At 73.6% G+C, this 13424-nt stretch carries 14 protein-coding genes; 5 read left to right on the top strand and 9 right to left on the bottom strand.

Annotated features, from left to right (window positions below; translation table 11 throughout):
* Positions 1-18 precede the first annotated feature (18 nt).
* Genes ACLJOU_RS43345 through ACLJOU_RS43325 form a run of 5 tightly spaced genes read right to left on the bottom strand, consistent with a single transcriptional unit; the run spans position 19 to position 4168 of the window.
* The gene (locus ACLJOU_RS43345) at positions 19-681 is read right to left on the bottom strand and encodes a response regulator (RefSeq protein WP_410575134.1); all 663 of its coding nucleotides are present in this window, start codon (positions 679-681) and stop codon (positions 19-21) included.
* The gene (locus ACLJOU_RS43340; protein WP_410575108.1) at positions 678-1973 is read right to left on the bottom strand and encodes a sensor domain-containing protein; all 1296 of its coding nucleotides are present in this window, start codon (positions 1971-1973) and stop codon (positions 678-680) included. Before ACLJOU_RS43340 ends, ACLJOU_RS43345 begins: the two co-directional genes overlap by 4 nt.
* Positions 1974-2017: 44 nt before the next feature.
* Positions 2018-3037, bottom strand: a complete 1020-nt coding sequence (gntD, locus tag ACLJOU_RS43335; protein ID WP_410575133.1) for a guanitoxin biosynthesis L-enduracididine beta-hydroxylase GntD — start codon at positions 3035-3037, stop codon at positions 2018-2020.
* A gap of 29 nt (positions 3038-3066) precedes the next feature.
* Positions 3067-3294, bottom strand: coding sequence for an MbtH family protein (locus ACLJOU_RS43330; RefSeq protein WP_410575107.1), 228 nt, complete (start codon positions 3292-3294; stop codon positions 3067-3069).
* Complete coding sequence (locus ACLJOU_RS43325) at positions 3275-4168, bottom strand: ArsR/SmtB family transcription factor (protein WP_410575106.1); 894 nt, start codon at positions 4166-4168, stop codon at positions 3275-3277. The genes ACLJOU_RS43330 and ACLJOU_RS43325 overlap by 20 nt, the downstream gene beginning before the upstream one ends.
* Positions 4169-4504: 336 nt before the next feature.
* Between ACLJOU_RS43325 and ACLJOU_RS43320 the strand changes: the two genes are divergently transcribed.
* Together ACLJOU_RS43320 and ACLJOU_RS43315 are read left to right on the top strand one after the other, a co-directional pair.
* Complete coding sequence (locus ACLJOU_RS43320) at positions 4505-5956, top strand: hypothetical protein (RefSeq protein ID WP_410575105.1); 1452 nt, start codon at positions 4505-4507, stop codon at positions 5954-5956.
* Positions 5957-6012: 56 nt separating this feature from the next.
* Positions 6013-6624 carry a TetR/AcrR family transcriptional regulator gene (locus tag ACLJOU_RS43315; RefSeq protein ID WP_410575104.1) on the top strand — a complete coding sequence of 204 codons (612 nt, stop codon included), beginning with the start codon at positions 6013-6015 and terminating at the stop codon, positions 6622-6624.
* A 113-nt stretch (positions 6625-6737) separates the two neighbouring features.
* Here the strand turns inward: ACLJOU_RS43315 and ACLJOU_RS43310 are convergent, their stop codons facing one another.
* Positions 6738-7799: a hypothetical protein gene (locus tag ACLJOU_RS43310; RefSeq protein ID WP_410575103.1), complete on the bottom strand. Its 1062-nt coding sequence runs from the start codon at positions 7797-7799 to the stop codon at positions 6738-6740.
* Between the two features lie 159 nt (positions 7800-7958).
* Here ACLJOU_RS43310 and ACLJOU_RS43305 point away from each other — a divergent pair, with 159 nt between their 5' ends.
* The gene (locus ACLJOU_RS43305) at positions 7959-8624 is read left to right on the top strand and encodes a HEAT repeat domain-containing protein (RefSeq protein WP_410575102.1); all 666 of its coding nucleotides are present in this window, start codon (positions 7959-7961) and stop codon (positions 8622-8624) included.
* Positions 8618-9604 carry a HEAT repeat domain-containing protein gene (locus tag ACLJOU_RS43300; RefSeq protein WP_410575101.1) on the top strand — a complete coding sequence of 329 codons (987 nt, stop codon included), beginning with the start codon at positions 8618-8620 and terminating at the stop codon, positions 9602-9604. The genes ACLJOU_RS43305 and ACLJOU_RS43300 overlap by 7 nt, the downstream gene beginning before the upstream one ends.
* Before the next feature lie 175 nt (positions 9605-9779).
* Here the strand turns inward: ACLJOU_RS43300 and ACLJOU_RS43295 are convergent, their stop codons facing one another.
* Positions 9780-10337, bottom strand: a complete 558-nt coding sequence (locus tag ACLJOU_RS43295) for a CGNR zinc finger domain-containing protein (protein WP_410575100.1) — start codon at positions 10335-10337, stop codon at positions 9780-9782.
* A gap of 79 nt (positions 10338-10416) precedes the next feature.
* On the opposite strand from ACLJOU_RS43295, the gene ACLJOU_RS43290 reads away from it, so the two are divergent.
* Positions 10417-11586: an MFS transporter gene (locus ACLJOU_RS43290; RefSeq protein WP_410575099.1), complete on the top strand. Its 1170-nt coding sequence runs from the start codon at positions 10417-10419 to the stop codon at positions 11584-11586.
* A gap of 80 nt (positions 11587-11666) precedes the next feature.
* Here the strand turns inward: ACLJOU_RS43290 and ACLJOU_RS43285 are convergent, their stop codons facing one another.
* Together ACLJOU_RS43285 and ACLJOU_RS43280 are read right to left on the bottom strand one after the other, a co-directional pair.
* Complete coding sequence (locus ACLJOU_RS43285) at positions 11667-12497, bottom strand: NAD(P)H-binding protein (RefSeq protein WP_410575098.1); 831 nt, start codon at positions 12495-12497, stop codon at positions 11667-11669.
* A gap of 75 nt (positions 12498-12572) precedes the next feature.
* Positions 12573-13421 (bottom strand): cell division protein FtsQ/DivIB, encoded by an 849-nt coding sequence (locus ACLJOU_RS43280; RefSeq protein WP_410575097.1) that lies wholly within the window; start codon positions 13419-13421, stop codon positions 12573-12575.
* Positions 13422-13424 lie beyond the last annotated feature (3 nt).

Here is a 13424-nt window from a genome sequence, read left to right as displayed (position 1 = left end):
ACGGACCGGCCGCCACCCTCAGGCCGCGCCGCCCCGCAGGTAAGCCAAAACCGCCAGCACCCGCCGGTTCCCCTCCGGAGCGTACAACCCGAGTTTCGTGAAGATGGAACCGATGTTCTTCGCCACCGCGGCCTCGCTGACGAACAGCTCCCGCGCGATCGCCGCGTTGGTCCGGCCCTCCGCCATCAGCGCCAGCACTTCCCGCTCGCGGGCGGTGAGCCTGTGCAGCGGTTCGGCGGCCCGCTCGCGGCGCAGCAGGTGGCGCACCACCTCCGGGTCGATGACCGTGTCGCCGGCGGCGATGCGTTCCATCGCGGCCACGAAGTCGGCCACCGCACCCACCCGGTCCTTGAGGAGGTAGCCGAGCCCGCCGGCGGCCTCGTGCCGGTCCGAGTCCAGCAGCTCGATCGCGTACGCCGTGGCGACGTACTGCGAGAGCACCAGCACGTTCAGGCCCGGATGGCGCTCCAGCAGGGTCGTCGTCGCGCGCAGGCCCTCGTCGCTGTAGCCGGGCGGCATCCGCACGTCGGTCACCACGACGTCGGGCCGGTGCTCGTCCACGGCTTCGATCAGCGCCTGCGCGTCGGCCACCGCGGCGACGACCCGGTGGCCGAAGTGCCCGAGCAGCTCGGCCAGCCCCGCCCGCAGCAGGACGGCGTCCTCGGCCAGGACCACGGTCAGTCCGGTGTCTGCCACGGCAGCTCCAGTCGCAGTACGGTCGGCCCGCCGGGCGGGCTGCTCAGCCCCAGGGTGCCGGACACCGCGGCCACCCGGTCGGCCAGCCCCTGCAGGCCGGTGCCGGTCTCGGGGGCCGCCCCGCCCACTCCGTCGTCGGCGATCGTCAGCACGAGCCCGGCGCCGGACGCGCGCCCGGTCACCTCGGCGCGGGTGGCTCCGGCGTGCTTGACCACGTTGGCCAGCGCCTCGCTCACCGCGAAGTAGGTCACCGCTTCGATGGCACGGGACGGCCGCCGCGGCAGCTCGATCCCGACGCGCACCGGGATCGGGCACCGGTCGGTCAGCTCCAGCACGGCGGCCTCGATCCCGCGGTCGGTGAGGACGCGGGGGTGGATGCCGCGGATCAGCTCGCGCAGCTCGCCGAGCACCGCCTCGGCCTCGGTCCGGGCGCGCGCCACCAGGTCCGGCACGTCGCCCTCGGCGCCGGCCAGCTTCAGTTCGGCCAGCCCGAGCGTCATGGTCAGCGCCACCAGCCGCTGCTGCGCGCCGTCGTGCAGGTCGCGCTCGATGCGCGACCGCTCGATCTCGAAGGCGTCGACCAGCCGGGCGCGAGAGCGGGTCAGCTCCCGCATCCGGGTGGCCAGTTCCGCGTCGGCCGGGGTGAGCAGCAGCCGGGCGAGCGCGGCCTGCGCCGCGGCGAACCCGGCGACCAGGTACGCGGTCAGCGGCAGCAGGACCAGCCAGCAGCAGATCGCCAGCACCACGCCCAGCGGGTCGCCGTCCGGGCCGCCGCCGTCGCCGAGCAGGTCACCCGTGTCGAGCACCAGGATCAGCACCGGGCCCGCCGGGGCCAGCAGCAGGCCGGACGCGAAGAGCACGATCGCGGCGCCGGCGGGGGCCAGCACCGTGACGAACAGGACCGCGTAGCCGAATTCGCGCCAGGTCGCCCGCTCGGCCAGCCGCACCCACAGCCGCCGCGGTCCCTTCGGCGCGGCCGCGTGGCCGTGCGTCACCGCGGCCGCCGTGTGGTCGACGAGCCGGAGCCGCCACCGCTCCAGTGCCGCCAGCGGCAGGGCGGCGACCAGGCAGAACACCAGCACCGCGGCGGCGCCGGCGAGGTAGGCGCCCCCACCGCCCGCCACCGCGACCGCCCGGACCAGCGCGAGCAGCGGCACGACGGCGAGCATCCCGCAGGCGAGGTAGGCCAGGCTGCGCCACGGCCAGCCGGACGCGAGGAACCGCCAGGGCCGGGTGGTCATCGCCTGCCACGGCGTCGCGGGCGGGGCGGCTGCCACGGCGGTCGCCCCTCTCCCTCGGTGACGCGGCGGTTACCGTTCTCTCAGAAGATTACCCGCGATTCCGCCGTCAGCCGCAGCTCCCGCGACTTGCGCAGGTCCCTGGCCACGTTCAACCGCCGCAGCCAGCGGTCGGTGCCGTCGAACCGCGCCCGGAACGGCTTGCGGCCGTGCACCATCCGGTAGTTGTCGAGGAAGCACATGTCCCCGGGCCGCAGCACGGCCCCGGTCAGCACGGCGTCGAGCGCCGCCTCGACCCGCTCCAGCGCCTGCCGCTCCGGCACGCCGTGGGGGTACTGCATGTAGTACGGATCGATGCGCAGGTAGGGCGCTTCCCGGCTGCCGAACAGCACCGCGACCGGCGTCGGATCGGCCAGGGCCCGGTCCACCCGCTCCCGGCTGCGCCGCCGCAGCCGGGCGGCCCCGTCGTCCGCTTCGTCCCCGCCGAGCTGGTTCTCCGGCCGGTGCGAGTTGTCCGGCAGGATGTAGAACCGCTCTTCGAACAGCAGCTCCCGGGTCCCCTCGTCGAGTTCGGCGTCGGCGATGTCGGCGAACGTCGTCTCCACGTCGTCGGGGTTGCGCAGGCACAGCAGGCCCAGGTAGTCGGTGCGCATCGGGTGGAAGGCGTCTTCGGTGTGCCAGGCGAGCAGTTCCTCGCTGCCCCAGCCGATCTGCTCGTGCGTGTGCTCCTCGATCGGGAAGACGTCGTGCATGATGCGGCCGTCCTGCTGGGTCGCCCAGCCGATCGGCTCGCCCAGCAGGCACGCCACGAGGTAGAACACCAGGTCGTGGGCCAGGGTCGGCGAGGTGCGGGGCCGATCCCGCCAGTGCGCCGGGGTGGGGCCGATCCGCTCGTCGTCGACGGCCGGCCCGGACAGCAGGAAGACCCCCGAGCTCTCGGTGAGCCGGAATTCGTGGGCCGCCTGCCGCAGCCGCCGGGGCAGCTCCTCGGCGTAGGTGCGGGCTTCCCGCTGGAACTCGGCGGATTCGACCGTACCGAAGCGGGCCGCGAGTTCGCCCGCCAGTGCCGTGACCGCCTCGCGGTCCTCGGCCGTCAGTGACATCTTCAGCACAGCAGGAGCTCCTCTCCGGTTCACCCCGGCTGCGGCTCGCCGTCCATGGCCCGGATCAGGCTCTTCGGCCGCAGGTCGGTCCAGTGGGTGCTGACGTGCTCCAGCGCCGTCCGGCGGTCGGTTCGGGCCAGCGAGACGGTCCAGCCGGGCGGCACCTCGGCGAAGGCGGGCCACAGCGAGTACTGGCCCTCGTCGTTGACCAGCACCACGTAGTGGCCGTCGGGGTCGTCAAACGGATTGGTACTCATGGATCTCCTTCGGTCCCGGTGGTACGGGGAGCGGCTCGTAGCCGCGGTTGCGCAGCAGGGCGACGCCCAGTGGGGTCAGGGTGTGCAGGGCCGTGTTGCGGTGGCGGGCGGTGGTGACCAGGCCGGCCTTGCGGAGCACGGTGGCGTGCTTGCTCGCCCCGGCCAGCGAGATGCCGAGCCGGACCGACAGCTCGCCGGTGGTGCAGCTGTCGGTCAGTGCCTCCAGCGCGGCCGCCCGGGTGTGCCCCACCAGCGCGCTCAGGGCCTGGCCGTGCGCGTCCCGGCGGGCTTCGACGGCGGGGCCGGGGTCGACCGGGGCCGCCACCACCAGCGCCGGCAGCCCCGTGTCGCGTTCGGCGTCGAGGACCACGCAGGTTCGGCCGTGCAGGAACGCGGAAAGGCCGATCACCAGGCCCCGGCCGTCCAGGTGGACGTCGCGGTCGGGCTCACCGGGCGCTTCGAGCACCGGCGAATTCCAGTGCAGGCGGCAATGCAGGTTGCCGAGCAGGCCCCGCACCCCGTTGGCGATTTCGATCCGGCCGTAGGCGTCGCGCAACGCGGACAGGTGGCCGTACACCCGTTCCCAGTAGGGCAACACCCCCACCTGGCAGAACTCGAACACCGCCGCGGCGCCCTTCCACCGGTCGTGCTCGCCGGCGCCGGGCTGTCCGCCCATTTCCAGCAACCAGAGCAACTGCGGAGAAGCGTGGTACTCCGGCCATTGCTGGAACTCCGGCAAGCGCTGCCCGAGCCGGGCGCGGACCTCCTTGCGCCAACCCGGAAAAGGGACACTGCCCCGCCGGGCGAACAGATCCAGCGCAAAAACGCTTTCGGCCACCGGCCCCAGCTGGGCCCGCATCCGCAGTCTGGCCATGTCTTCGACCGTGAAATGAATCCTCAGCAACAGTCCCCCAAACACACGCCGGCGATCGCCGATGGCGGGAAAAGCGCGCTCCACGAGAGCCGTCCGGTGTTCTCCGACACTCCCACGGATCGGCGATCTCCTGTCTAGCAAGCCCTCCGCGTTGTCCGCGAGGTCACGAGGGCCGGACAATCAAACCCGATGATCGGCGCACCACGGATGGCCGCAGCCCGGCTGACCGAACGGCAGCAGGCGGGGTGCGCCGTCCGGCTGCATTGGCCGAAAAGGTCCGTCAGCGGGCATCATGAAGTCAGGCACTTACGACGGCAAGTGACTACTGGGGGCTTCATGGGACGTCGTGAAAGATCCATCGACCCGACCGGCGGCCCGGTGCCCCGCTTCGCTCTCGAGCTGCGGAAACTACGAGACGAAGCGGGGAGTCCGACCTACCGGGAACTCGCGAAACGATCCAACTATTCGATGACCGTGCTCGCCGAAGCCGCCGGCGGGAATCGTTTTCCCACGCTGGCGGTGACGCTCGCTTTCGTCGAAGCCTGCGGCGGAGACCTCCCGGACTGGGAGGCGAGGTGGCACTCGGTCGCTGCCGAACTCGGCACCACGGAGTCCGGACCGGAGCGGACACCGTACCCGGGGCTGCGTCCATTCACGGCGGCGGACGAGGAATACTTCTTCGGCCGGGAGCGGCTGGTGGACGAATTGCGCGGGCGGCTGCTGGCGAACGGCCTGGTCGCCCTTTCCGGGGCGTCCGGCTGCGGCAAGACGTCGTTGGTCCAGGCGGGGCTGCTGCCCAGCCTGCGCCGGGCGACGCCGCCGGTGCACCCGATCCTGCTCTCCCCCGGCGCCGACCCGTGCGCCGCGCTGCGGGCCGCGCTGCGCCTGCCCGCCGGCCGCCCGGAATCCCCGGCCGCGGCGCTGCGGCACCTGCTGGCCGGCCGGCCGCCGGGCACCCGGCTGGTGCTCGTGGTGGACCAGTTCGAGGAGCTGTACACCCTCTGCGGGGATCAGCGGGAACGCGCCGAGTTCGTCTCCCGGCTGCTGGCCTTCGCCACCGAAGGGCAGCACCGCGTGCACGTCCTGCTGGTGTCCCGTGCCGGACAGCCCCCGCGGCTCGCCGGCCATCCGGCGCTGACGACGGCGCTGGCCGGGCGGGTGGTCGCGGTCGGTCCCCCCGACCCGCGGACGGTCGTCGTCGAGCCGGCCGCGGTGGCCGGGGCGGAGATCGAACCGGACCTGGTCGACCGGCTCGTCACCGAAGCGGCGGACGAGCCGGGGAACCTGCCGGTGCTCGCCTGCACGCTGCACGAGCTCTGGGAACACCGCGCCGGCCCGCAGCTGACCTTGTCCGGCTACCTGGCGGCCGGGGACATCGCCGGCGTCATCACCCGGCTGGGCGATGAGACGTTCAGCCTGCTCGACGTCCACCAGTGGCGGCTGGCCCGCAAGGTCTTCCTCCGGCTGGTGACGTGCGGCGATCGCGCGGTGGTCCCCCTCGGCGAACTCCTGCCCGACGAGGACCCGCAGGCGGCGAGCACCCTGGTGGAACTGCTGGTCAAGGGCCGCCTGCTGACGATCGGGGAGCGCGGCGTCACGGTGGCCCACCAGGCGATCGTCCGCGACTGGCCGCGGTTGCAGACCTGGCTGACCGAAAACCGGCTCAGCGACCTCGAGCGAGCCGTGGCCGGGCAAAGCGCGGCCTGGCGACACCGCGTGGTGCTCGTCCTGACGTCGGTGGCCGTGCTCCTGACCATCGCGTTCGTCCTGCTGGTCGTCCGCTCCTGACCGCACCGAGAAGACTGGTTGGCCGACACGCAAGTTTCCTTGCTAAGCTCCGCCCGATGCCACCCCCACGCCGCACCCAGCGGGAACGTCGCGAACAGGCCGAGGCCGCGCTGCTGGACGCCGCCGGGGAACTGATCGTCGAGCAGGGCGTCCGGGCGCTCACCCTGGCCAACGTCGGGGAACGCGCCGGGTACAGCCGGGGAATCGTCACGCACTACTTCGGGGGCAAGCAGGCGCTCGTCGAACGGCTGGCGCGGGCCAGCCAGGTGGGGTTCGTACCCGGCCTGGCCGACCTGCCGCCGGGGCTCGACCGGCTGCTGCGGCTCATCGACGGCTACCTCGGCGAGCTCGGCCGGATCGGCGCGAACAACCAGGCGTTCCTGCTGCTGTGGACCGAAGCGATCACCCAGCCGGACCTGGCGCCGATCTTCCGCGAGCGCGACGAAGCCTTCCGTGCCGACCTGCGCGAAGACGTCGAGGCCAGCATCGCCGACGGCACCATCGACCCCGGGGCCGAGCCCGCCGGGGTCGCGGTCGCCGTCGTCGGGCAGCTGCGCGGGATCGCGTTGCAACGGCTCCTGGACCCCGGCAGCGTCGACCCCGAATCGCTGCGCCGCAGCGTCAGCGAGCACTGGCGCCGGGCCCTCGGCGTCCCGTCGTCGAAGTGAGCTCAGGCGACCGTCGTGACCACCGCGACGGCCGCGGCGGCCACTCGCCTTCTCGAACTCCTCGGCACGGCGGCCGACCGGTCCGCGCTCGGGATCGACAGCACCGCCCCGCCTCAAACCAGGCGGAAACTCCCCGTGCAGGGGTAGCCCGGGACGCCCGCCTTCGCCGGTTTGCCCGGCCGCGGGTAGCCGAGCAGCCACAGCTGCCCGGTCGTCGCCACGTTCGCCGCCAGGGAGACGTCGGCCACGAGCCGGAAGCGGGTCTGCCGTCCGTCGGGGTGCAGGGCCCAGCCGGTCAGCCGGGTCAGCCCGCGCGTCCGCGGCACGAACGCCCGGTCGAGCGCCACCCGCAGCTCCACCCACACGTCCTCGGTGATCCGACGGCGTATCCGCAGGACACCGACGAGCACCAGCAGCCCCAGCAACGCCAGCACCGCGCTGCCGCCGGCGATGCCGCCCACCGCGGCCGGGGCCGCGACGGAGTCCTCGTCGAACCGCAGGTTCGGCACGACGGCCAGTCCCGCCCCGCCCAGCACCAGGTACGTCACCCCGGCGACGACCATCCGCCGGATCCGGTACGCCCGGTGGGCGGCGAGCACGGGATCGAGCCGCGGCGGCGTCGGATGACGCGAGACGGGTTCCGCGGGTGTCGCTCCCCGCACCGGCGCGTCCTCGATCCGCCCGGCCCGCAACCACATCGCGCTGGGCAGGCGGACGAACACCCGCCGGCCGGTGCCGAGCACCCACAGGCGCCGCTCACCGGCCAGCTGCACCCGCGGTCCGTCGGCCAGCCGCGTCCGCAGCCACCGCCCGTCCGGCAGCCGCACGCTGACCCGCGAACCCTTGACCAGCAACCCGTCCGGGGCGACGTCGAGCCGGTGGTACGGCTCCCCGAACAGCCGCCGGACCCGCAGGTAGACGCTCAGCACGTAGCTCCACAGCACCAGCGAAGAGCCGAAGCCCCCGAAGTAGAAGTAGGGCACCGCACTCCCCCGCCGGTCGACCGCCACGAGCAGCACGCCCAACGCGACGAGCGCACCACTGAGCCCGATGCGGACCACGGTCGCCGTGGTCAGCTGCCGGACGAACCCGGCGAACAGCACCTCCGCCCCCGACGGCACGTTCGGCACGGGTTCGTGGACCCGGACCCGGTCCACCCCGGAAGCGATTTCCACGGCTCACTGCCCCCCTCGATCCGCACTCCGGACGCGGCAGCCTAACCCCGGCGTACCGAGGGAACCGCGGCGCGGTACCACCGTGACGGCCCGCCTGGCGCCGCTCGCTTGACCTTGACACTGTGACAAGGTCTTCACTGCGGAGAGGAGGTGGTCACCATGAACCACGCAACGGACACCCGCCTGCTCGCCGCACTGGGCGCCGGGAACTCGTCCACCCGGCTGCAGGCCGCACTGGCCGCCGGCACGCAGGCCGACCCGGGGCTCGCCGACGCGCTCGTGGCGCGGTGCGCGGTCGAGCCCGACTTCTTCGTGCGCGACATGCTCACCTGGGCGCTGACCCGGCTCCCGGCGGAGCTCACCGTGCCCAAGCTGGTCGCCGAGCTGGCGTCCGGGCGGGCGCAGGCACGCAGCCAGGCGCTGCACACGCTGTCCAAGATCGGCGACCGGGCGGCGTGGCCCGCGCTCACCCGGTCGCTGCTGCACGACGCCGACGAGGAAGTCGCGCGCAGTGCGTGGCGGGCCGCCGTCGTCCTCGCGCCGCCCGGCGAGCACGCGGAACTGGCCGTGGAACTGGCGCGTCAGCTCGGCCGGGGCGACCGGGCCGTGCAGCTGAGCCTCAGCCGGGCCCTCGTCGCGCTCGGCGACGCGGCCGAGGCGGCCCTGCAGCCGGGACTCGCCGGCGCCGACCCGGGCGTGCGCGCCCACGCCCGCGCCACGCAACGGCTGCTGGCCGACCCGGACGCCGGGTTCGACCTGGCCGTCGACGAGGCGAAGCGGATCGTCGCGCTCGGGCCCGAGCGGGCCGGGAGCACCGCGTGCTGATCGGCGAGGTGGCCCGCCGGTCCGGGGTGAGCACGCGGATGCTGCGGCACTACGACTCCCTCGGGCTGGTGCGGCCGACCGGCCGCACGGTGGGCGGCTACCGCGAGTACTCCGAGGCGGACATCCGCCGGATCTTCCACGTCGAAGGCCTGCGGTCGCTGGGGATGTCGCTGCGGCAGATCGGCCAGGCGCTGGCCGATCCCGCCTTCACCCCGGCCACGCTGGTCAGCGACCTCATCCGGCGGACCGAAGACCGGCTGCAGCGGGAACAGGAACTGCTCGACCGGCTGCGGGCGATCGACGCGTCGGAGCCCGCGGGCTGGGACGGCGTCCTGCACGTCGTCGAGCTGCTGCACGGGCTCGATTCCCCCAGCCCGTCACGCCGGCAGCAGGCCGCCCTCGCGCCGATCGAGGACGTGTCCCTGCTGGCCAAGGCGGTCCTGACCGAGGCGCACCCGAACGTCGCCGGCGCGCTCCGCTGGGCCCTCGCCCGGGCGGGCGACGAGGGCCTGGCCGCGGTGGCCGCCGGACTGCGCTCGCCCGACGTCGCCGTCCGGCGGCGCGCGGTCCAGGCGATCGCCGAACTCCCCGGCGACGAGGCGACCGCGGTGCTGGCCGGCGCCCTCGACGACCCCGACCCGGACGTGCGCCGCCACGCGGCACTGGCCGCCGGCCGCCGCGGCACGCCCGCCGCGGTGCCGCTCCTGGTCGCGATGGTGGTCGAGGGCACGAACGACGTCGAAGCCGCGGAGGTACTGGGCGTGCTGGCCTCGGATTCCGGCCGCGGCGAGCGGATCCTCGACGCACTGGCGGGCGAATTGGCCGCGCCCGCGGCGGTCCGGATCCGCATCACCCAGGCCTTCGCCGAGCTGCCGGGCACGCTCGCCCACGACGTGCTGCGCCACCTGGTGGACGACGAGGAGCGAGCGGTCGCCCTCCTCGCCGCGGCCCTGCTCGACGGGCAGTCCACCGGCCGGTGACGACCGCCGGTGCACGCCGCCGCGCGGGAATCGGCGGACGCCGCGGCCGCCGGCCTGAAACGTGCCCGTCCCGGGTTGTCCGAACAGCTTCCGGCCAGCCGTCGATCCCGCTGTCCTGGCGGACGCCGCCGGGCTGCGGACGGACCCGCTGTTCCGGCCGGTGTCCGGCCTCTGCTCACCGAAGCGTTCGCCCCGGGCCGGCCGTACCGGCCTTCGCTCGATAAGTCGACTTCTTCGCCTGGTTGCCGCACACCCCCATCGAGCACCACCGCCGCGTGCCCGGCCGGGACGTGTCCAGGAACAACGCGCCGCACCGGGCGCCCTCGCAGCGCCGGACCTTCGCGAACTCCGGCGACGTCACCAGCTCCAGCGCGTCCCGGGCCAGCCACGCCAGCATCGCCGACGCGGGATCCGCGGCCTGCCACCGCAGTTCGCCCGACGGCGTGAGAGAAGGCGCCGGTACCGGCAGCGCCGCGGTCCGGTTCAGCCGCTGCCGCGTCGACGGGCGCACCGAGGTCGTGAGCAGTTCGTGGATCGCCTCGCGGACCGCGCGGGCGTCCTCGGCCGTTTCCGGGCGGACCGGGGCCGGGAAGGGCCCGAACTGGTCGATCCACGCTCCCCACGCCGGCGCGTCCGGCAGTTCCTCGGTCTCCGACGGGGTTCCCCGGTACCGGAGCGTGCGGACGAAGTCGAGGCACAGGCGGCCCGCTCCCGAGCGGAATTTCTCCGTCATGGACGTCACAGTACGCCGGAACCGGTTTGACTGGTACCGTCTGGAACCGATCAAACCGGTTCCAACAGTGGGGGCACGCATGACCGAGACCGAGCAGAAGGCCCCACCCGGCTGGCTCGTGCTGCTGCTGGCCGTCTCCTGTGGACTGACCGTCGCCAACCTCTACTACGCCCAGCCGCTGCTCGCCGAGCTGCGGCAGGCGTTCGGGATCGGCGAGGCCGCCGCCGGCGGGGTCGTCACCGCCACGCAGATCGGTTACGCCGCCGGCATGCTGCTGCTCGTCCCGCTCGGAGACCGGCTCGAGAACCGCGGCCTCGTCGCGACGCTGCTCGCGGTCGCCTGCGCCGGGCTGGTCGTCACCGGTGTCGCGCCCGGGTTCGCCGTGCTGCTCATCGCCTCGCTGGCGGTCGGGGCGGCTTCGGTGGTCGTGCAGATCCTCATCCCGTTCGCCGCCGACATCTCCCCCGACGCCATCCGCGGCCGGATCGTCGGGCGGGTCGTCAGCGGGCTGCTCTTCGGGATCCTGCTTTCGCGGGTCGTCGCGAGCCTGCTGGCCGAGGTGACCAGCTGGCGGGTCGTGTTCCTGATCTCGGCGGCGGCGATGGCCGCACTGGCCCTCGTGCTGCGCTTCATCCTGCCGCCCCGCGCACCCAAGACCGACGTCCGCTACGGCGAACTGCTCCGCTCCACCTTCGCCATGGCGCGCAAGCACCCGCCGCTGCGCCACCGCGCGCTGTACCAGTCGGCGATGTTCGGGGCGTTCAGCGCGTTCTGGACGACCATCGCGTTCGTCCTCACCGCGCCGCCGTTCAACTACTCCCAGCTGGGCGTGGGCCTGTTCGCGCTCGCGGGCGCGGCCGGCGCGGCGGTGGCCCCGCTGGCCGGACGCTGGTCGGACCACGGCCACGGCCGGCAGCTCACGGCGGGGGCGTTCGTGCTCTGCGCCGCCGCCTTCGCGCTCGCCGGATTCGGCGCGCACAGCGTCATCCTGCTGGCGATCGCGGCGATCGCCGTGGACATGGCGGTGCAGACGACGCTGGTGGTCGGCCAGCACACGATCTACCAGCTCGACCCGTCGGCCCGCGCCCGCATCAACAGCGTCTACCTGGGCACGTTCTTCATCGGCGGCGCAATCGGCTCCCAGGCGGGTTCGATCGCCTACCACCTCGGCGGCTGGACGGCGGTCGTCGTGTTCGCCGGCGCGCTCCCGCTGCTGGGCCTGGCCGGGATGACCCGTACCCGCGTCTGACGGGCGCCGCGCCAGGCCGTGCGTCATCGGCCGTCGGGCGATGCCAGGTCCAGCCGGCCGGAACGTTCGTCAAGTCCGCGCTAGGCGAAGACCTCCCGCCGCGCGGCCACCCACTGCGCATACGTCGTTCCCGGACGGCCCAGCAGTTCCTCGACGACGCCGGTCGGCACCTGCGGGTTCCGGAGGGTCTCCGCGAACCCTTCGAGCAGCCACCCGACGGCCGCTTCCGGGACGCCGTAACCGATCCACTGCTCGCGCTGCTCCTCGGGAGTCAGCTCGCGGAAGCGGATGTCCCGGCCCAGCACCGATGCCAGCGTCTCGGCCTGGCCACGCGGGCTGATCGCCTCCGGTCCACTGAGGACGTACGTGGCGCCGGTGTGCCCGTCCGACACCAGGACCCGGGCGGCCACCGCCGCGATGTCGCCGAGGTCGATGGGGGTCTGCGTCGCGTCGCCGTACGCCACCGCCACCTCGCCGGCACGGACCATGGGTGCCCAGTCGAGCGTGTTGTCCATGAACACGCCGGGCCGCAGGAAGGTCCAGGCGAACCCGGCGTCCCGCACGGCGGCCTCGACGGCGGCGTATCCGTGACCGCTGGAACCCTCGTGCTCGTCGCCGACGCTGCTGCCCGACAGCGCGACGACCCGCTCGACCCCGGCGGCGGCGGCCAGTTCGCAGAACCGCCGGACGGTCCGCGCCATCGGCGCCAGGTACACCGCCGAGACGCCCGCGAGCGCCACCGGCAGCGTCGACGGCCGCGCCAGCGACCCGACGACGACCTCCGCCTCCGCCGGCAGCCGCGCGCGGTCCGGGTCGACGGTCAGCGCCCGCACGGGCACGCCCGCCGCGAGCAGTTCGTCGACCACCAGCCGGCCGACGCTGCCGGTCGCTCCCGTCACCAGGATCGTCATGAGCACCCTCCTCGTTCTCGTATGACGTACGAGATCGTACGGCATACGAGAATCTCGGCGCCGCCGAATCGAACTTCAGGAGGAGATGGTCGGCAGCTCGGGCGCCGCGACGTCGTAGACCTTGCCGTCCTGCGTGAGCAGCGCGGCGAGGACCTTGGCCTTGCGGTCGGTCTGCTCCGCGGTCCCCCAGCGCACGATCTTCCCGTTGGCCAGGGTGAACTCCACGCTCGCCGGCGTCTTCGCCGTCGCCGTCGTGACCTGCTTCAGCAGCTGCTCCGGGATCACGCCGAGCACCGCGGTCACCGCGCGGGTCACCGGGTCGTCGGCCGACACCTTCGGGAGCTTGAGCTCCGGCAGGCCCGGCGGCCGGGCCGGGACCGTCTTGAACACCACGCCGCCGCCGTCGACGAGGTGGACGCCGTCGCCGCCCGGGCCGCTGTCGAAGAACGCGATCGCCGTCCGCTCGGTCACCGTGATCTCGACCGTGTTCGGCCAGGAGCGCGACACCTCGACCGTCGCGATGCCCGGCATCGCCGCCACCCGGTCGCGGATCTCGTCGGTGCTCAGCCGCAGCATCGGCTTGTCGGCCGGGACCGCCGCCACCGTGCGGATCTGGTCGGCGGACACCGTGCGGGAGCCGCTGACCGAGACGTCCTGCACGCCGAGCATCGAGCTGAAGAACAGCAGGTAGACCAGGGCCACCACGGTGAGCACGGACAGCAGCGCGACCCACCGGCGGCGGATCTCCACCTGCCGGGTGGGCCGGTTGCGGGCGCTGGGCTTGGGCCGCGCCGCGCGGGTCCGGCGGCGCTCCTCCTCGGAGCGCCGCCCCCGCCGTTGCCGGGCCAGGGCCGCACGATCCGGCACGTCCTCGGTGTTCGCTTCGGAGCCGGACGGACGGCGGCGTTCCCTGGTCGGACTCATGAC

The organism is Amycolatopsis sp. cmx-4-61 (genome assembly GCF_046548775.1).
Lineage (GTDB): Bacteria > Actinomycetota > Actinomycetes > Mycobacteriales > Pseudonocardiaceae > Amycolatopsis.
The sequence above is the reverse complement of the archived record's forward strand: the minus strand, read 5'-3'. Positions and strand labels throughout refer to the sequence as shown.

Bases quoted from the DNA above. Each gene is read 5' to 3' on its own strand.
- gntD (WP_410575133.1), bottom strand. From the start codon at position 3,037: ATGTCACTGACGGCCGAGGACCGCGAGGCGGTCACGGCACTGGCGGGC.
- ACLJOU_RS43285 (WP_410575098.1), bottom strand. From the start codon at position 12,497: ATGACGATCCTGGTGACGGGAGCGACCGGCAGCGTCGGCCGGCTGGTG.
- ACLJOU_RS43330 (WP_410575107.1), bottom strand. From the start codon at position 3,294: ATGAGTACCAATCCGTTTGACGACCCCGACGGCCACTACGTGGTGCTG.
- ACLJOU_RS43325 (WP_410575106.1), bottom strand. From the start codon at position 4,168: ATGGCCAGACTGCGGATGCGGGCCCAGCTGGGGCCGGTGGCCGAAAGC.
- ACLJOU_RS43295 (WP_410575100.1), bottom strand. From the start codon at position 10,337: ATGACGGAGAAATTCCGCTCGGGAGCGGGCCGCCTGTGCCTCGACTTC.
- ACLJOU_RS43280 (WP_410575097.1), bottom strand. From the start codon at position 13,421: ATGAGTCCGACCAGGGAACGCCGCCGTCCGTCCGGCTCCGAAGCGAAC.
- ACLJOU_RS43320 (WP_410575105.1), top strand. From the start codon at position 4,505: ATGGGACGTCGTGAAAGATCCATCGACCCGACCGGCGGCCCGGTGCCC.
- ACLJOU_RS43315 (WP_410575104.1), top strand. From the start codon at position 6,013: ATGCCACCCCCACGCCGCACCCAGCGGGAACGTCGCGAACAGGCCGAG.
- ACLJOU_RS43290 (WP_410575099.1), top strand. From the start codon at position 10,417: ATGACCGAGACCGAGCAGAAGGCCCCACCCGGCTGGCTCGTGCTGCTG.
- ACLJOU_RS43305 (WP_410575102.1), top strand. From the start codon at position 7,959: ATGAACCACGCAACGGACACCCGCCTGCTCGCCGCACTGGGCGCCGGG.